This window comes from Variovorax sp. 160MFSha2.1 (genome assembly GCF_048305075.1).
GTDB classification, from domain to species: Bacteria; Pseudomonadota; Gammaproteobacteria; order Burkholderiales; family Burkholderiaceae_C; genus Variovorax; species Variovorax guangxiensis.
Genome location: NZ_CP157624.1, coordinates 343,310 through 360,862, shown reverse-complemented (window position 1 = coordinate 360,862; position 17,553 = coordinate 343,310). Strand labels below are relative to the sequence as shown.

General features: G+C 68.6%; 17 protein-coding genes. 5 read left to right on the top strand and 12 right to left on the bottom strand.

The window, feature by feature from the left end; translation table 11 throughout:
- The first annotated feature begins 4 nt into the window (after window positions 1-4).
- Complete coding sequence (locus ABL838_RS01535; protein ID WP_418123792.1) at window positions 5-1,261, top strand: lipopolysaccharide biosynthesis protein; 1,257 nt, start codon at window positions 5-7, stop codon at window positions 1,259-1,261.
- 35 nt (window positions 1,262-1,296) lie between these two features.
- On the top strand, window positions 1,297-1,977 hold the full coding sequence (locus ABL838_RS01530) for a phytanoyl-CoA dioxygenase family protein (protein ID WP_418123790.1): 681 nt from the start codon (window positions 1,297-1,299) through the stop codon (window positions 1,975-1,977).
- Window positions 1,978-1,984: 7 nt separating this feature from the next.
- On the opposite strand, the gene ABL838_RS01525 is transcribed toward ABL838_RS01530, so the two are convergent.
- The 3 genes from ABL838_RS01525 to alr all read right to left on the bottom strand — a co-directional run bounded on the left by ABL838_RS01525 (window position 1,985) and on the right by alr (window position 4,975).
- Window positions 1,985-2,839, bottom strand: coding sequence for a hypothetical protein (locus tag ABL838_RS01525; RefSeq protein WP_418123789.1), 855 nt, complete (start codon window positions 2,837-2,839; stop codon window positions 1,985-1,987).
- A gap of 255 nt (window positions 2,840-3,094) precedes the next feature.
- The gene (locus ABL838_RS01520; RefSeq protein WP_418123787.1) at window positions 3,095-3,859 is read right to left on the bottom strand and encodes a hypothetical protein; all 765 of its coding nucleotides are present in this window, start codon (window positions 3,857-3,859) and stop codon (window positions 3,095-3,097) included.
- A 12-nt stretch (window positions 3,860-3,871) separates the two neighbouring features.
- Window positions 3,872-4,975, bottom strand: coding sequence for an alanine racemase (gene alr / locus ABL838_RS01515; protein WP_418118740.1), 1,104 nt, complete (start codon window positions 4,973-4,975; stop codon window positions 3,872-3,874).
- Between the two features lie 199 nt (window positions 4,976-5,174).
- Here alr and lplT point away from each other — a divergent pair, with 199 nt between their 5' ends.
- The 3 genes from lplT to ABL838_RS01500 all read left to right on the top strand — a co-directional run bounded on the left by lplT (window position 5,175) and on the right by ABL838_RS01500 (window position 7,984).
- Window positions 5,175-6,479 carry a lysophospholipid transporter LplT gene (lplT, locus tag ABL838_RS01510; protein ID WP_126022459.1) on the top strand — a complete coding sequence of 435 codons (1,305 nt, stop codon included), beginning with the start codon at window positions 5,175-5,177 and terminating at the stop codon, window positions 6,477-6,479.
- 110 nt (window positions 6,480-6,589) lie between these two features.
- Window positions 6,590-7,483, top strand: coding sequence for a DMT family transporter (locus ABL838_RS01505; protein ID WP_418123786.1), 894 nt, complete (start codon window positions 6,590-6,592; stop codon window positions 7,481-7,483).
- 12 nt (window positions 7,484-7,495) lie between these two features.
- Complete coding sequence (locus ABL838_RS01500; protein ID WP_126022461.1) at window positions 7,496-7,984, top strand: glutathione peroxidase; 489 nt, start codon at window positions 7,496-7,498, stop codon at window positions 7,982-7,984.
- Between the two features lie 22 nt (window positions 7,985-8,006).
- Here the strand turns inward: ABL838_RS01500 and ABL838_RS01495 are convergent, their stop codons facing one another.
- The 9 genes from ABL838_RS01495 to ABL838_RS01455 form a co-directional block, all read right to left on the bottom strand.
- A complete protein-coding gene (locus tag ABL838_RS01495) occupies window positions 8,007-8,462 on the bottom strand; it encodes a carboxypeptidase-like regulatory domain-containing protein (protein ID WP_418123784.1) in 456 nt (151 codons plus the stop codon).
- Between the two features lie 101 nt (window positions 8,463-8,563).
- Complete coding sequence (glcF, locus tag ABL838_RS01490; RefSeq protein WP_418123783.1) at window positions 8,564-9,799, bottom strand: glycolate oxidase subunit GlcF; 1,236 nt, start codon at window positions 9,797-9,799, stop codon at window positions 8,564-8,566.
- Window positions 9,800-9,816: 17 nt separating this feature from the next.
- A complete protein-coding gene (gene glcE, locus ABL838_RS01485) occupies window positions 9,817-10,941 on the bottom strand; it encodes a glycolate oxidase subunit GlcE (protein WP_418123782.1) in 1,125 nt (374 codons plus the stop codon).
- Between the two features lie 8 nt (window positions 10,942-10,949).
- Window positions 10,950-12,452 (bottom strand): FAD-linked oxidase C-terminal domain-containing protein, encoded by a 1,503-nt coding sequence (locus ABL838_RS01480; protein WP_184640445.1) that lies wholly within the window; start codon window positions 12,450-12,452, stop codon window positions 10,950-10,952.
- Window positions 12,453-12,578: 126 nt separating this feature from the next.
- Window positions 12,579-13,463, bottom strand: coding sequence for a LysR substrate-binding domain-containing protein (locus tag ABL838_RS01475; RefSeq protein ID WP_369660040.1), 885 nt, complete (start codon window positions 13,461-13,463; stop codon window positions 12,579-12,581).
- Window positions 13,464-13,488: 25 nt separating this feature from the next.
- Window positions 13,489-14,421, bottom strand: a complete 933-nt coding sequence (locus ABL838_RS01470; RefSeq protein ID WP_418123780.1) for an SMP-30/gluconolactonase/LRE family protein — start codon at window positions 14,419-14,421, stop codon at window positions 13,489-13,491.
- A gap of 190 nt (window positions 14,422-14,611) precedes the next feature.
- Complete coding sequence (locus tag ABL838_RS01465; RefSeq protein ID WP_418123778.1) at window positions 14,612-16,042, bottom strand: ammonium transporter; 1,431 nt, start codon at window positions 16,040-16,042, stop codon at window positions 14,612-14,614.
- Window positions 16,043-16,071: 29 nt separating this feature from the next.
- Complete coding sequence (glnK, locus tag ABL838_RS01460) at window positions 16,072-16,410, bottom strand: P-II family nitrogen regulator (protein WP_007833403.1); 339 nt, start codon at window positions 16,408-16,410, stop codon at window positions 16,072-16,074.
- Between the two features lie 67 nt (window positions 16,411-16,477).
- Window positions 16,478-17,356, bottom strand: coding sequence for a TorF family putative porin (locus ABL838_RS01455; protein WP_126022469.1), 879 nt, complete (start codon window positions 17,354-17,356; stop codon window positions 16,478-16,480).
- Window positions 17,357-17,553 lie beyond the last annotated feature (197 nt).

The window sequence follows — 17,553 nt, the reverse complement described above, 5'->3', positions numbered from 1 at the left end:
GTGGATGAAGCAGCGACTGTCAGGACTCAGGAAACGCCTCGGCGGTCCCATCTATGCCGTTGCCGACCAGTGCATCTACAGCGCGAGCCAGCTGCTGCTCAGCTTCGCGCTGGCGCGCGTGCTCTCGCCCGCCGACTTCGGCGTGGCCTCCGCGTTCCTCGCGGTGATCAGCTTCCAGTACATCCTGCACATGGCCATGGTGCACGAGCCCCTGCTCATCCGGCGCTACTACGCCGACCGCTCCACGGCGTGGCTGACGTGGGCGCTGGTTGTGCTGTTCTCGCTGCTGGGCTTCCTCGCGTGGCAGATCGCCGCGTTCCCGGGGCAGTTGCAGTGGGTGGGCGTGGCGCTGATCGTGGGCTACGAGATCTTCTGGATCTCGCGCAGCCTGCTGCTCGCAGGGTGGCGCTATGGCGTGCTCTGCGTTTCGGGCGCGCTGATCGCGATCGGCTATGTCGTCGTACTGAACGCCGAACGGCCCGCGAGCTGGAAGGAAGCCCTGCTGCTGGTTTCCGTGCTGCAGCTTCCCTTTCTCTATCTGGTGCTTGCGAACACGCGCCACACGGTTCTTCCGCTGCCGGCCGCGAAGGACGACCGGGGCCTGACGACGCGCGAATCGATGGCCTACGGCTGGAAGGCCAGCCTCTCGCAGTTCATGAGCTGGATCATGACCGGCGGCGCCATCCTGCTGCTGGGCTCCTCGGCCGATGCCGAGCAGGGCGGCCTGCTCAAGATCTACATCACCTTCCTGCTGCCGATGCAGTACGTGCTGTCGGCGCTGGGCTACTACCTGCTGCCGCAGCTGGCGGCCAGCTGGAAGTCGGCGGACGCAGCGCAGAGAAAGAAGTCCTTTCGCGACTTCACTGGCTTCGTGCTGCTCGGCTTCCTGGTCGCCGAGGCCGTGGGCGTGGCGCTGGGCCTGCTGGGGCCGCACCTCGTCGTGCTGGCCTTCGGCGCGAACTACAGGGACATGGACTTCTCGCCCTTTTTCTACGCGCCCGCGATCTTCGGCCTGACCATGTGCCTGCGCACCGGCTTCAGGGCTGCTTCGAAACCCGGCGCCCTGCTGCTGTGCTCGGTGGTCGGCGCCGTGGTGTTCGCCGCCGCGATGCTCGCTGCCGGACGGCCCGTCTCCTACATCCAGACCATCCACGCCATGACCTGGGGCTTCGCCTGCATGGCCGCGCTGATGGTCGGCTGGCTGCTCTTCCTGGTGCGGGCGAGCGGGGTGGATGGGAACAAAGGGGAGCAACGCGCCTGATGCCCGAAGGGCCGGCGCCGGACGAGGAGATCCTGATGAGCAACCCACTGCTTCGCGGCGTGAGCTTCGACGAGCGCCTCCGGTTCCTGCGGGACGGCGTCGTGTGCCTGCGCGGGATCGTCTCGCCCGGGTGGATAGAGCTGGCGCGCGACGGCATTGAGCAGCGCCGCGACGGCCTGCTGCAGCGCGTGGTGTCCGAATCGGGTGCCAGCGAGATCGCCGGCCAGCTCACCGTGACCCGACGGCTGCGCTGGATCTGCGACCAGCTGCTCTTCGACAAGGACGTGAGCGCCGCGACGGCAACACCCTGGCACCAGGACATGTCCTGCGGCCTGGCCGACAGCCACCGCATCGTCCACCTGTGGATGCCCGTGGACCACATGCCGCGCGAGACCGCGCCGGAAGTGGTGCGCGGCTCCCACCTGTGGAAGACCGGCTACCGCCGCGGCGGCTGGATCGGTCCCACGGACGACGAAGCGTTCGCGCCCGAGCTGCCCGACATCGAATCCAACCGCGGCGCCTTCGACATCGTGGGCTACGAGGTCGACCCGGGCGACGTGGTGGCCTTCAACCACCGTGCGCTGCACCACGCGGGGCCCGTGATGAGCTTCGGGGAGAAGCACCGGGCCTTCGCGATCCTGTGCGCCGACGACGAGCTGCTGGCGCTGGGGCTGAACCGGCGGCCCGCGGCCATGCCGGCGTTCCGCGCGGCCTAGGACGCGTTTACCAGAACTTCTCGGGCGTGGCCGAAAGCGTCTCGGTGCAGCGGGTCACGGCCTTGGCGCGCTCCTCACGCAGCCGCTGCCAGTTGTCGGCCTGCCATTCACTCCACGCGACCGGCTCCGACTGATAGAAGCACGAGGCCGGCGGACGCATGAAGCCCGCGCGGCCGAGCTCGGCACCGAACTTCAGGCGGAACAGCTCGTCCGAGCCCGTCAGGTTCTCGTAGACCAGGTGCCAGGCGCCCGGAAGCAGCGGCGTGTCCGCCACCGCCTGCACCTTGCGCGCCTCCTCGATCTCCTCGGGCGTGGAGCCGTCGGTCAGGGCCGTGGCGTAGGCGGCCTCGGCACGCTTGCGGTAGATGCCGGTGGCGACCTTGCTGAGCGCATCGCTCAGCTCGCCGATGGCGGGGTTGACGCCCAGCGGGTCGTCCTTGAGCGCCTCCAGCGTGGCGCCGCCGAGGTCGTCCTTCGAGAAGCCCTGCGCACCGACGCTCACGCCGCCCGCGATGACCGACAGCGCGATGTTCAGCGCCACCTGCCCCGCGACGTTGTTCATCGTGTTCTCGCGACGGACCACCCGAAGCTGTTCGATGCCGGGCTTGTAGTTGCCGCGGGCGAAGCGCACGCGGGTCTGGGGTGCCGGCGGCGCGGCGGCGGCCGGTGTGGGTGCGGGTGCGGCCGGTTCCATCGGTGCGGCCGGCACGATGGGCGCATCTGCGACGGCCTCCGTGGCTTGCGATCGCTGCGGGTCCGCCGCCGCTGCATCGGATTCGGCATGCGCCGATATGGCGGCGACCGCCAGCGCGATGCCGCATGCGCGCCATGCGGCGCGCGCTCCCTGTTTCTTCGAGATCATGTGAATGAAATTCCTCCCGGCGCGGATTGTCTCCGACCCACGGGGGCCAGCGTCCACAGCACGGCATCGAGCACACGCTCATGGTCCCGCGGACGGGGCTGGAGCCGGTCGTGCAGCTTGTGCTCAGCGCCTTCGAGCCGCACGACCTCGTACTGCGCCAACGACCGGGCGCCCGCGCACACGTCCTCCACCCACCCAACAACCGCTCCATGGCGCCCAGGTGCAAGGCGCTGGTCGATCACCTGATGGGCGCGCTCAGTGCTTCTTCAGCAGGACGCGCACCGCCTCTGGCAGGGAGTTGACCTGCGGCATGAAGTGGTCGAGCAGCGCGCCCAGCGCCACCGCGCAGATCACCGCGCCAAGCAGCGGCTTCCAGGTGAGCCGCACGGCGGCCATGAGCCAGCCCTCGCGCGCCACGCGCACCGCGGCGCGGGCCGAGACGTAGGAGAAGGCGATTTCGATGGCCACTGCCAGCAGCGCGTCCCAGCTGAAATACAGCAACACCAGCGAGCCCGCGCCGAACAGGATGGCGGCGCAGATCAGGAAGATGGCGATCACCGGGATGACGACGACCGCGCCCTCGTCGGCGCCGCCGGCCACGTCGAGCGCGCCGCTGGCGATGTCCGAGAGGCCGCTGCCGCTGCCGCCGCCACCGTCGCCCGGGGCTTCGCCGATGCCCGTGTGGCCATGCGAGCCGCTGCCGCCTCGTCCGCCGCCGAACTCGAAGTCGGGCGCATCGACGTTGAGATCGAGCCCGCGTTCCTCGACCAGCCGCTTCGCCCACCAGCGCAGCACCACCAGGTAGCCCAGGTACCCCACGCCCAGCGTGAGGAAGTAGCGCACCGCGAGCGAATCGACGTGCAGCAGGTGCATCTGCAGCGCCGACACGCCCCACATGAGCAGCAGCGTGAAGCTGCCGATGAAGATGCCGTGCGTGCGCAGGCTGTACTTGCGGTGGAGCTCGCGCTCGACCTGCGTTTCCCAAAGACGCACGGAGCGCCAGTTGGAAAGGATCTTCACGGCTTCAGCGTGTCAGGCAGCGTCCGCCATGTCTGCGAACGGCACGCGCTGCGCCACCGCGCACATCAGCTCGTAGCCGATGGTGCCGCCGGCCCTGGCGACCTCGTCGATGGGCAGCACGGCGCCGGTCTTCGCCGACCTGCCCCACAGCGTGACCTCGCTGCCGAACTTCGCGTCGGGCACGCCGGTGAGGTCGACGGTGATCATGTCCATGCTCACGCGCCCGACCATGCGGGTGCGCACGCCGTTCACCAGCACCGGCGTGCCGGTGCCGCAGTGGCGCGGGTAGCCGTCGGCATAGCCGACCGCCGCCACGCCGATGGTCATGGGGCCCTCGGCGGTGAAGTTGGAGCCATAGCCGACAGTGTCTCCTGCCTGCAGCGTCTGCACCGACAGGAGCTGGGTCGACAGCGTCATGGTGGACTGCAGCTGCCAGTGCGCTGCGTCGTGCTGGGGAAAGTCGGGCGCGCCGCCGTACAGCATGACGCCGGGGCGCACCCAGTCGCCGCGCGTGAGGTCGGCATGGCGCAGCGTGGCCGCGCTGTTGGCGATGGAGCGCTCGCCCGGCAGGTCGCGGGTGGCGCGCTCGAAGGCCTCCAACTGGTGGGCGATGCCGCGTTCGCCGTCGGCGTCGCTGAAATGGGTCATGAGCGAAATCTCGTCGACCTGGGTGAGCGCGTTGAGGCGGGTCCAGGCGGAGCCGAAGCGCTCGGGGGTGAAGCCCAGGCGGTTCATGCCCGAGTTCATCTTCAGGAACACGCGTTGCGGCTTGAGGGTCTTGTGGGCGGCGAGCATGTCGATCTGCTCGTCGCAGTGCACGGTGTGCCAGAGATCGAGGCGCGAGCACAGCTCCAGGTCGCGGGCCTCGAAAACGCCCTCCAGCAGCAGCACCGGGCCGCGCCAGCCGAGGGCGCGCACGCGCTCGGCCTCTGCCAGGTCGAGCATCGCGAAGCCATCGGCGCCTCGCAAACCCTCATAGACCCGCTCGATGCCATGGCCGTAGGCGTTGGCCTTGACGACGGCCCAGACGCGGGCTTCGAGGGCCGAGCGGCGCGCCCGCTCGAGGTTGTGGCGCAGGGCTTCGGTGTGGACGGTGGCGAGGATCGGGCGCGGCATGAAGGGTTTCCGGAGAAGGCTCGATGGGAGCTCGGGGACAATGCAGACCACGTTTTAGCATCTTCGGGAATGGGGTCGAACACGGTGGGGATGCGGGATTGCGCGTCGCACCCCCGTGCTATAACCGCCCATTCGCCCTCTACGCGACACTTTTTCACTACCGCCAGCAGACCTATTCCTCTGGCCAGCCAGCCCATCGATGAAGCGCGGTTTCTACACGATCATGTCGGCCCAGTTCTTTTCGTCGCTGGCCGACCAAGCGCTTTTCGTTGTTGCGGTCGACCTCATGCGCAGTTCGGGCGCGCCCGAATGGCAACGCGCGGCGCTGGTGCCCATCTTCGCCGTCTTCTATGTGGTGCTCGCCCCGCTGGTGGGCGCCTTCGCCGACGCCCTGCCCAAGGGCAAGGTGATGTTCATCAGCAATGCCATCAAGGTGCTGGGCTGCGTGATGATGCTCTTCGGCTCGCACCCGCTGCTTTCCTATTCGATCGTCGGCCTGGGCGCCGCGGCCTACTCGCCGGCCAAGTACGGCATCCTCACCGAACTGCTGCCGGCCTCGCAACTGGTCAAGGCCAACGGCTGGATCGAAGGCCTGACCATCGCGTCGATCCTGCTGGGCATCGTGCTCGGCGGCGCGCTGGTGGGGCATGCGGTCTCCAGCAAGCTGCTGGCCTTCGACCTCCCGCTCATCGACACCGGCATCGACACGCCGGCCGAAGCAGCCCTCGCGGTGCTGATCTTCGTCTACATGCTGGCGGCCTGGTTCAACACGCGCATCCCGCACACCGGCGTCGAGATGCGCCCGCTGCGCGCCAACCCCGAACAAGGCCTGCTGCGCAATGTCGCGGCTCTGCTGCCCGACTTCTGGCACTGCAACGCGCGCCTGTGGCGCGATCGCCTCGGCCAGATCTCGCTGGCCACCACCACCCTCTTCTGGGGCGCGGGCGGCAACCTCAAGTACATCGTGCTGGCATGGGCCTCGCTGGCGCTGGGCTACAACACCACGCAGGCCTCGGCGCTGACGGGCGTGGTGACCATCGGCACCGCCGTGGGCGCCATCGTCGCCTCGATGCGCATGCGCCTGGACATGGCCACTCGCGTGATCCCCATGGGCATCGCGATGGGCCTGATGGTGATCTGCATGAACTTCATCGGCAACGTGTGGCTGGCGGTGCCCTTCCTCATCCTGCTGGGCGGCCTGGGCGGCTTCCTGGTGGTGCCGATGAACGCGCTGCTGCAGCACCGCGGCCACAACCTGATGGGCGCGGGCCGCTCCATCGCGGTGCAGAACTTCAACGAGCAGGCCTGCATCCTTCTGCTGGGCGGCTTCTACAGCGTGTGCACGGGCCTCGGCCTCTCGGCCTACGGTGCCATCAGCGCCTTCGGCCTCGTGGTGGCCGGCTGCATGTGGATCATCAAGCGCTGGCACGAGAACAACCTCAAGAAATATCCCGAGGAAGTGGAGCACCTGCTGGCTATTGCCCGTAGCGACAAACACCACTGACTTCCCCGGCTTCGCGCACTTCGTGTCGCTACGCCACCCCCTCGCCGGGGGCGACACCGGAGGCCCGGCAAAGCCGGTTCCTCGGTGTCCCTTGAAGAATTCGCGCCCCAATGCCCGCACTCGCCCTGCTGCTGAACGCCTTCGTCTGGGGCGTCTCCTGGTTCCCCTTCCGCCAGATCGCGGGCCACGGGCTGCATCCGCTGTGGACCACCTGCCTGATCTACCTGGCCATCGCCGTGCTGATGGGCATGCTGCGCCGGCATGCGTGGAAGGGCTTCGCGGCCTTTCCGATGCTGTTGGTGCTGGGCCTGGCGGCCGGCTTCACCAACGTGGGCTTCAACTGGGCTGTGACGCAGGGCGATGTGGTGCGCGTTGTGCTGCTGTTCTACCTGATGCCGCTGTGGAGCGTGCTGCTGGCCTGGCTGCTGCTCGGCGAACGGCCCACCGGCGGCGCGTTGGCGCGCGTGGCGCTCGCGCTCACCGGCGTGGCGGTGGTGCTGAAGGCGCCCGGCACCGACTGGCCCGTGCCTTCGAGCCTGCCCGACTGGCTGGGCGTGGCAGCGGGCTTCGGCTTCGCCGTCACCAACATCGCGCTGCGCCACCTGCGCGAGGCGCCGGGCGAATCGCGCGCGCTGGCGATGTTCTGCGGCTGCACCTTCGTGGCCGGCGTCGCGGCGCTGATCGGTACCGCGCTGGGCGTGTTCGATTCGCCGCTGCACGCCTCGCCGGGCTGGCTCGGCTGGGCCGCGCTGCTGGGCACGGCCTTCGTCTTCGCCAACGTGTGCCTGCAGTACGGCGCGGCACGGCTCACGGCCTCCGCGACCTCGGTGATCATGCTGTCGGAGGTGCTGTTCGCAAGCGTGTCTTCGGTGGCGCTGGGCGCAGCCGAGATGGACCCGCGCATCCTCGTGGGCGGTGCACTGATCGTTCTGGGCGCCGTCTGGGCGGCGTTTGCGCGAACGACCGCACGGCGCGATGATCGCGCCTCTTCTTCTCCTTCCTGACGAGGACACAGCATGACCAGCGTCTACGACTTCGAAGCCAACCTGATCGACGGCAAGCCGGTCAAGCTCTCCACCTTCAAGGGCAAGGTGCTGCTGATCGTCAACACCGCCAGCAAGTGCGGCTTCACGCCGCAGTTCGCGGGGCTGGAGGCGCTGCACGAGAAGTACGCCGGCAAGGGCCTCACCGTGCTGGGCTTTCCCTCGAACCAGTTCGGCGGGCAGGACCCGGGCACCAACGAGGAGATCGGCGCCTTCTGCACCACGAACTACGGCGTGAGCTTTCCGATGATGGAGAAGATCGACGTCAACGGCAGCAACGCCGCGCCGCTCTACCAGTGGCTCACGAAGGAAAAGCCGGGCCTGCTGGGCAGCACGGCCATCAAGTGGAACTTCACGAAGTTCCTCATCGGCCGCGACGGCACGGTGCTCAAGCGCTACGCGCCGCTGGACACGCCGGCCTCGCTCGAACGCGACGTCGAGGCGGCGCTGGCCGCCGCCTGAGCGCCTTCGATCTCCGGCCTGTTCAGAACCTGAAATCGGCCGTCTTCGGGCCGCCGCCCACCGTCACGGCCTGGCTCTTGGTGGCGCCGCCGGGCGCCGCGACGTCGATCACGTAGCGTCCGTTCGGCACGTCGACCAGGCAGACCGGGCCGCTCGCGCGAAACGCCAGCGCGGCGGCATTGCCGGCGTCGCCGCCCTTGATCGTCACGTCGACGTTCGCCAGATAAGCGCCATCGGCGCGAGCGAACAGCAGCGCGAGCGGATGTTCCTTCATCGCGGCGCGCATGGCCGTCGATTCGTCGGAGCCGATGCCGCCGCACACGTAGCGCGCCGGGCCCGCGCCCTGCCAGGACGGCATGGCGCCCTGGGCCTGCGCGGCCGTGGCGCCGGCCGCGCAGGCGCAGGCCAGCAGCACGACCCGCAGCGAGGCGGGAATGGACGGAATGTAAGGAATGGAAGGTGCGAGAACACGAGGCATGGCACTGGCTCCTTGCAGGTTCGATGCGGCCATGATGCGCCCCGAACCGGCCCCGCGCGAGTCGGACCAACCCCCTCCTGCTTGTCCGATGGCGCCTGCGTTCAGGCCTTTTGCCGCAGTGCAGCGTCCAGCAGCTCGACCCAATGCCGTACCGGCGTGTCGTCGCTGCCGCTTTGCAGGTGCGTGATGCAGCCGATGTTGGCCGAGGCGATCACCACCGGGCGCAGCTGCTTCAGGTGGCCCAGCTTGCGGTCGCGCAGCGGATAGGCCAGCTCGGGCTGCAGCACCGAGTACGTGCCGGCCGAGCCGCAGCACAGGTGCGATTCGTTCATCGCCACGCGCATGTCGAAGCCCAGCGCGCGCAGGTGCGTCTCGACGCCGCCGCGCAACTTCTGGCCATGCTGCAGCGTGCACGGCGGGTGGTATGCCACCACGCCCTCTGGCGCCTTCACGCGGGCCTTGAGCGCGGGCACGAGGTCGGGCAGCAGCTCGCTGAGGTCACGCGTGAGCTCGCTGATGCGCGCGGCCTTCAGCGCATAGGCCGTGTCGTGCTGCAGGATGTGGCCGTACTCGCGCACGGTGACGCCGCAGCCGGATGCATTCATGACAATGGCCTCGACCTCGTTGCGCTCCACGTAGGGCCACCACGCGTCGATGTTGGCGCGCATCTGCGCCTTGCCGCCCTCCTGGTCGTTCAGGTGGAACTTCACCGCACCGCAGCAGCCGGCCTCGGGCGCGATCACGGCCTGGATACCGGCCGCGTCGAGCACGCGCGCGGTGGCGCTGTTGATGTTGGGCATCATCGACGGCTGCACGCAGCCCGCGAGCATCAGCACCTTGCGCGCATGCGTGGCGGTGGGCCATGCGCCGGCTTCCTGCTTCGCGGGCACCTTGGCCTTCAGCGCCTCGGGCAGCAGGCCGCGCACCGACTGGCCCAGCTTCATCGCAGGGCCGAAGAGAGGAGACGGCAGGCCTTCCTTCAGCACCCAGCGCTGGGCCGATTCCATCGCGGGGCGCGGCACCTTCTCGTCGACGATTTTTCGGCCGATGTCGACCAGGTGCCCGTACTGCACGCCGCTCGGGCAGGTGCTCTCGCAGTTGCGGCAGGTGAGGCAGCGGTCCAGGTGCAGCTGGGTGCTGCGCGTGGGCTCCTTGCCTTCGAGCACCTGCTTGATGAGGTAGATGCGCCCGCGCGGGCCGTCGAGCTCGTCGCCGAGCAGCTGGTAGGTCGGGCAGGTGGCGGTGCAGAAGCCGCAGTGCACGCACTTGCGCAGGATGGCCTCGGCCTCGCGGCCTTCGTCGGTGCCTTTGAATTCGGGAGCGAGCTCGGTTTGCATGTCTTGCGTTCTTGTTCTCAGTTGGCGTTCAGCAGGCGGCCGCGATTGAAGATGCCATGCGGATCGAACTCGCGCATCAGCGCGCGCTGGGTGCGCTCGACCGGCGCGCTCAGCGCATCGAAGCGCGGCACCCCTTCGTGCATGCCCGAACCCGGCAGCCGGAACAGCGTGGCGTGGCCGCCCGCCGCGCGCGCGATCTCGCGGATGCGCGCAGCCTGCGAGGGCGGTGCCTTGTACCAGCGCTGGCCGCCGTGCCATTCGATCAGCGGCGCGGCACCGTCGATGGAGAGCACGGGCGCGGTCTGCGGCACCGACACGCGCCAGAGCGCGTCGGAGCCCTCGCCGGTGCCGAACCAGGGCAGCTGCTGGTCGCGCAGCGATTGCCAGTCGGCGGCGGCGCGCGCGTTGTCCTTGCGCTCGCCGCCCAGGTGTTCGCACGCGGCTTCGACGGCGGCGACCGCACCGCGCAGCCGCAGGTAGAGCGCGCCAGCACCGGCATATTCGAACCAGCAGCTCGCGTTCAGCGGCAGCGGCCGGCCGCCCCACTCGTTGAGCAGCCGCAGCGCATCGGCCTGGCTGCAGGCGAATTCGAGCGTGGCCTCGGCGGGCGGCACCGGCAGCACCTTGAGGCTGACCTCCGCGATCACGCCCAGCGTGCCGAGCGAGCCGGCGAGCACGCGCGAGACGTCGTAGCCCGCGACGTTCTTCATCACCTGGCCGCCGAAGCTCAGCAGCTCGCCGCGGCCGTTGACCAGCGTGGCGCCGAGCACGTAGTCGCGCACCGAGCCGACGCTGGCGCGCGCCGGACCGCTGAGGCCCGCGGCGACCATGCCGCCGACGGTGCCGCCCACCGTGCCGCCGCTTGCGAAGCACGGCGGCTCGAAAGGCAGGCACTGGCCCTTCTCGGCGAGCGCCGATTCGAGCTCGGCCAGCGGCGTGCCCGCGCGCACGGTGACGACCAGCTCGCTCGGCTCGTAGCTCGTGATACCGGCGAGCGGGCGCATGTCGAGCAACTCGCCCTGCGGCGCCTCGCCGTAGAAATCCTTGGTGCCGCCTCCCCGGATGCACAGCGGGGTAGCGTCGGCTGCAGCGGTGCGGATGCGCTCGACGGTCTGGCGGAGGGCGTTGTCGTTGTTGTCCATCGCCATCCTCAGAACCTCGGCAGATCGGAATGCGGCAGCCTGCCGCCGCGCACCACCTGCTTGCCGTACTCGGCGCAGCGCTGCAGCGTCGGTATCACCTTGCCGGGGTTCAGCATGCCCTCGGGGTCGAAGGCGCGCTTCACGCCGAACATCTGCTCGTTCTCTGCGGCGGTGAACTGCACGCACATGCTGTTGAGCTTCTCTACGCCCACGCCGTGCTCGCCCGAGACGGTGCCGCCCATCGCGACGCTGGTCTCGAGGATGTCGGCGCCGAAGAGTTCGCAGCGGTGCAGTTCGTCGGGGTCGTTGGCGTCGAACAGCACCAGCGGATGCAGGTTGCCGTCGCCCGCGTGGAAGACGTTGCAGCAGCGCAGGTCGTACTTCTTCTCCATCTCCTGGATGGCCAGCAGGATGTCGGCCAGGCGCTTGCGCGGGATGGTGGAGTCCAGGCACATGTAGTCGGGGCTGATGCGGCCCGAGGCGGGAAAGGCGTTCTTGCGCCCGCTCCAGAACCGCATGCGCTCCTCCTCGCTGTTGCTGCAGGCGATGGCGGTAGCGCCCGAGGCGCGCAGCACGGCGGTCATGCGGCCGATCTCTTCCTCCACCTCCTCGGGCGTGCCGTCGGATTCGCACAGCAGGATGGCGGCGGCGTCGAGGTCGTAGCCCGCGCGCACGAAGTCTTCGACCGCGGCGGTCATGGGCTTGTCCATCATCTCAAGCCCGGCCGGGATGATGCCGGCCGCGATCACCGCGGCCACCGCGTCGCCGGCTTTCCGCACGTCGTCGAAGCTGGCCATGATGCAGCGCGCGAGCTGCGGCTTGGGCACCAGCTTGACGGTGACCTCGGTGGTCACGGCCAGCATGCCTTCGCTGCCGATGACCAGCGCGAGCAGGTCGAGCCCCGGCGCATCGAGCGCCTCGCCGCCGAACTCCACCGGTTCGCCCTCGGCCGTGAAGCCGCGCACGCGCATCACGTTGTGCAGCGTGAGCCCGTACTTGAGGCAGTGCACGCCACCCGAGTTCTCGGCCACGTTGCCGCCGATGGTGCAGGCGATCTGGCTCGACGGATCGGGCGCGTAGTAGAGGTTGAAGGGCGCGGCCGCCTCGCTGATGGCGAGGTTGCGCACGCCGCACTGCACCACGGCCGTGCGGCTCACCGGATCGATCTTCAGGATGCGGTTGAACCTGGCGAGCGACAGCGTCACGCCCATGGTGTGCGGCATCGCGCCGCCCGAGAGCCCGGTGCCCGCGCCGCGCGCGACCACCGGCACGCCGAGTTGATGGCAGGCCTTGAGCACGGCGGCGACCTGCGCCTCGGTCTCGGGCAGGGCCACAACCAGCGGGCGGGCGCGGTAGGCGGTGAGGCCGTCGCACTCGTAGGGGGTGGTGTCCTCGTCGTGCCAGATCAGCGCGTGGGCCGGCAGGTGCGGCTGCAGCGCGCGAACGATCTGCGCCTGGCGCTGCGTTTTCTGTAGCGAATCGTGTTGCGTGGGGGTCAGCGGCGCGTTCATGCGGCGGCCTCTTTTCTTCTGTTCGCGGATGTCTCGGGTGTACCGCACTCTACGGGCATTGCGGCAGCCCCGGGTTGATGGATTTTTGCCGGCTGCTTGAAAGAACTTCGCGCCGGGCCGCCCGGTTCAGCGCAGGCTCTGTTCCAGCCAGTCTGCAAAAGCCGCGCATTCCCAGCGCTCGAGCGTGCCGGTCTGCCAGCAGATGTAGTGCCGGTGCGGCGAAGTCACGGCCTGGTCGGACAGCGCCACCAGCCGCCCCGATTCGAACCACTCCGCGCCCAGCTTCTGCCGCACCAGCGCCACGCCGAAGCCGCTGGCGGCCGCGTCGTACATCAGCCCCAGGTCGTTGAACTGCGAGCCGATGGCGGGTTCGGGCTGGTCGATGCCGCAGCTCGCGAACCAGGTGCCCCAGGGCTCGAGCGGGCTGCGGATGAGCCGCGCGGCGGCGATCTCGGCCGCGCTGCGAAAACCCGTGAAGGGACCGAACTCGTTGAGGTAGCTCGGGCTGCAGGCGGGCACCACCTGCTCGCCGATCAGCAGCCGGTGTTCGCAGTCGGCATAGCCGCCGGGGCCGTAACGCACCTCGAGGTCGGCCTGCTCGGCCGTCACGTCGAGCAGCGGGATCGACACCTGCAGCACCAGTTCGATGTCGGGGTAGATGTTGCGGAACAGCTCCAGCCTCGGCATGAGGAATTGCCGGCTGAAGGTGGGCGTGACCGCGATACGCAGCCGCGTGGCGCGCTGCGCGGCACTGCCGCCCAGAGGCGTCGCCTGCAGCGCGGCGAGCCCCGTGCGCACGTTCGCGAGGTAGGCCGCGCCGTCGGCCGTGAGGCTGAAGTCGCCGCGCCCGAAGAGCTTGAAGCCGACGTGCGATTCGAGCTGCCGGATGCGGTGGCTCACGGCGCTGGGCGTCACGCACAGCTCGTCGGCCGCGCGGCCCGCATGCCGCAGCCGCGCCACGGCCTCGAAGGTCAGCAGGCACTGGATCGGCGGGATGTGCTGCAGGGCCATGCGCGCCCGGGTCTCCGGCTTCTCTTCAGTCTTCGAAGAAGTTGACCGGAAGGCCGGGCGTGTCGACGCGCATCGAGATCACCGTGCCCGATGCCGGCCGCTGCGCGATCTCGCCTGCGGGCCGGCCCTTGCGGCCGCTGGTGACGAACAGCGTCTTCAGGTCGTCGCCGCCGAAGCAGGGCATGGTCGGGCATTGCACCGGCACGGGCACCGAAGCCACGATCTCGCCCGTCGGCGCGAAGCGCAGCAGCTGCGCGCCCTCGAACATGGCCACCCAGTAGTGGCCCTGCGCGTCGACCGTGGCGCCGTCGGGGCGGCCCTGGTAGCCCAGCGGTGCATCGGCGCTCCAACCCTCGGGCTTGGCGTCGAACTGGTGGAACACGCGCGCGCGCGAGAGCGAGTTGGCTTCGGCGTCCCAGTCCCATGCGCAGACCACGTGCGCGGCCGTGTCGGCCCAGTAGAGGGTGCGCGCATCGGGCGAGAAGGCCAGGCCGTTAGCGGTGGTGGACTCATTGGCCATCTGCGTGAGCGTGGGCGAGACGCCGGTGCCGGGGCGCGCGTCGAAGCAGTAGAGCGCGGCGTTGGCGCGGTCCTTCGCCTCGTTGAGCGAACCGCCCCAGAAGCGGCCCAGCGGGTCGCACTTGCCGTCGTTGAAGCGCATGGTGCGCACGTCGTGCTCAACGCGCGCCATCGCGGCCAGTTCGCCACCCCATTCGCGCGCGCGGTAGATGCCGTTGCGCAGCGCGATCACCAGGCCGCCGCTGCGCGCGGGCGCCATGCAGCCGGGCTCGGTGGGCAGGGGCCAGCGCTCGACCTTCGCATCGGGCGATCCGATCTCGCCGCGTGTTCGCAGCACGGCGCGGCCGGGAATGTCGAGCCAGTAGAGTGATCGTTCTTCGGGATGCCAGAACGGCGATTCGCCGAGCTCGCAGAGGCTGTCTTCGATGGAGGTCCACATGGTGGCGAGATTGTGCTCCCGGCCACCGGGGCTCCGGACAAAAAAATGCCCGCTGGCGCGTGAGCGCTGGCGGGCTGAACATCCAAAGGAGACCTCGCTTGAAAAACTCGTTACGCGGAATTCTTCTTGTTGTAGATGGTGGTCATTCATGCAATGGCGGGCTGCCCGCAGGCGAGCCCGCCAGAGCGGATCAGCGGTTGTATGCGGTCTCGCCGTGCGAGGAGATGTCGAGGCCTTCGCGCTCTTCTTCTTCCGACACACGCAGGCCGAGGGTCAGGTCGGCGATCTTGTAGGCGATGAAGGCCACGATGCCGGACCACACGACGGTGAGCAGCACGCTCTTGATCTGGATCCAGACCTGTGCGCCCATCGCGAAGGTGTCGGGCGTCGCGCCGCCGGTGCCGCCCAGGCCCTTGGCAGCGAACACGCCGGTCAGGATGGCACCCAGGATACCGCCCACGCCGTGCACGCCGAACACGTCGAACGCATCGTCGGCACCGAGCATGCGCTTCAGGCCACCCACGCCCCACAGGCAGACCAGGCCGGCCAGCAGGCCCAGCACGATCGAACCCATCGGGCCGACGAAACCGGCGGCGGGCGTGACGGCCACCAGGCCGGCGACGGCACCGGATGCCGCACCCAGCATCGAGGCCTTGCCCTTGTGCAGGCTCTCGCCCAGGATCCACGACAGGGCCGCGGCGGCGGTGGCGAGCACCGTGTTCACGAAGGCCAGGCCGGCGACGGCGTTGGCAGCACCGGCCGAGCCGGCGTTGAAGCCGAACCAGCCGACCCACAGCAGCGATGCGCCGACCATGGTGAGCGTGAGCGAGTGAGGCGTGAAGGCTTCCTTGCCGTAGCCCACGCGCTTGCCGACCATGTAGGCACCGACCAGGCCGGCCACACCGGCGTTGATGTGCACCACGGTGCCGCCGGCGAAGTCGAGCGCGCCGTCCTTGCCCAGCAGGCCGCCGCCCCACACGATGTGGGCGATCGGCACGTAGCTGAAGGTGAACCACAGCACCGAGAACAGCAGCACGGCCGAGAACTTGGCGCGTTCGGCGAAGGCGCCGACGATCAGCGCCACGGTGATGGCCGCGAAGGTGCCCTGGAAGGCGACGAACACGTATTCGGGAATCGTGGTCAGCGCGCCGAAGGTCTCCTGCGTGATGCCCTTCATGAAGATCTTGTCGAACCCTCCGAAGAAGTTGCCGTCACCCGAGAAGGCCAGGCTGTAGCCGTAGACGGCCCACAGGATGCTGATCAGCGAGAAGATCACGAAGACCTGCATCAGCACCGACAGCATGTTCTTCGAGCGGCCCAGGCCGCCATAGAACAGCGCGAGGCCGGGGATGGTCATCAGGATCACGAGAAGGGTCGAAGTCAGCATCCAGGCGGTGTCGCCGGAGTCGATCTTCGGAGCGGGAGCCGCGGCGGGCGCAGCGGGAGCTGCATCGGCGGCGGCTGCAGCTGCGGGCGCCGCAGCCGGGGCGGGCGCGGCGGCAGCGGGTGCCGACGCGGCCGGGGCCTCGGCCGTGGCCGCGGCGGGAGTCTGCGCGAAGCCGGTGGTACCGGCGGCCAGCACGCTCAAGCCGAGCGCAAGAGAGACAAGCAGTTTTTTCATAGTCGTTGTTCTTTCGGGCCAGGACTCGATCAGAGGGCTTCGCGGCCCGTTTCGCCGGTGCGGATGCGAACGACCTGTTCGAGGTTGTAGACGAAGATCTTGCCGTCGCCGATCTTGCCGGTGCGCGCAGCGCCTTCCACCGCCTCGATCACGCGATCGACGAGGTCGTCGGAGACGGCCGCTTCGATCTTGACCTTGGGCAGGAAGTCGACCACGTATTCGGCGCCGCGGTAGAGCTCCGTGTGGCCCTTCTGGCGGCCGAAGCCCTTCACCTCGGTGACGGTGATCCCCTGCACGCCGATGGCCGACAGCGCCTCGCGCACTTCGTCGAGCTTGAACGGTTTGATGATGGCTGTGACCAGCTTCATGAGTTTTCTCCTTCGGATGGAAATGAAATGGCGCGGCAGCTTGGGCCGCACCTCGTTGTTGTATGGATTACAGCGTCTTCGTCAGCGTGAGGATGAAGCGCGCCTTATTCGGCGAGTAGTAGGTCGTGCCGAAGGTGCCGAAGCCGTAGTCGACGCCCGGGTTGCTCACCGCGAGGTACGAGTTCTTCTTGTTGGCGCCCTGCACCGAGCCCGTCAGCGACAGGCCGTTGCCGAAGTCGTAGCTCGCGCCGATGTTGTAGTCGACGTAGCTCTTGTAGCCCAGGCTGCGGATGTCGCTGGACATGTTGGTGAAGCCCACCGCGGCCTTCAGCGTGACCTTGGGCACGATCTCCTTGCTGTACGACAGGTTCAGGTAGCCCGTGTTCGTGCCCTTCAGGCCCGAGCCGGCCTTGTTGCCGGCGTAGCCGAAGTAATCCTTCGACACGGTGTGCGAGTACTTGGCGGTGAAGGAGCCGAAGCTGTCGTTCGCGTAGGTGGCGCCGACGTACAGCTCGGTGGTGTTGCCCGAGGAGTTGCCCGGGTAGATGTAGGTGAGCGCACCGACGTCCATGTCCAGCGGGCCGGCCTTGAACTTGTAGCCGCCGTACACGTCCATCTCGATGCTGTTGCCCTTGAGCCAGTTGACGCTCGAGTTCCAGTTGCCCACGTAGAAGCCGCTGTCGCCGAAGGCGTAGTCGAGGCCGCCCTGGATCGCGGGCTTGAAGCCCTTGGTCTTGGCGTAGTCGTTCTTGCCGATCATGTCCTGGTCCTGGCCACGGAACTTGTAGTTCGTGGTGATGGACACGTTGCCGGTCAGATTCGGGGCGGGAGCTGCCGCAGGCGCTGCTGCGGCGTCGGTCGTTGCAGTCTGCGCCAGGGCCGCGCCGGACGCGGTCAATGCGGTGGCCAGAACGATCAGCGCCTGGGCGGCGGTACGGTGCGTCATCAGGGAACTCCTCGCAAGTGTGTGGTTGGACCGGAAGGCTCAAAGCAGGGAGCGTGCCAAAGTGCACGAATGCCGCCCCTTGCAGCGGTGTCCGCGGCGCTGTTGAGAGCCAAATCGTTACAACAGCTGTTGCGAGTGGTTGCAGATGCACGGTGCGCCGCACCACCGCGGGAATGCTCAAAAAACGCGCACCATCT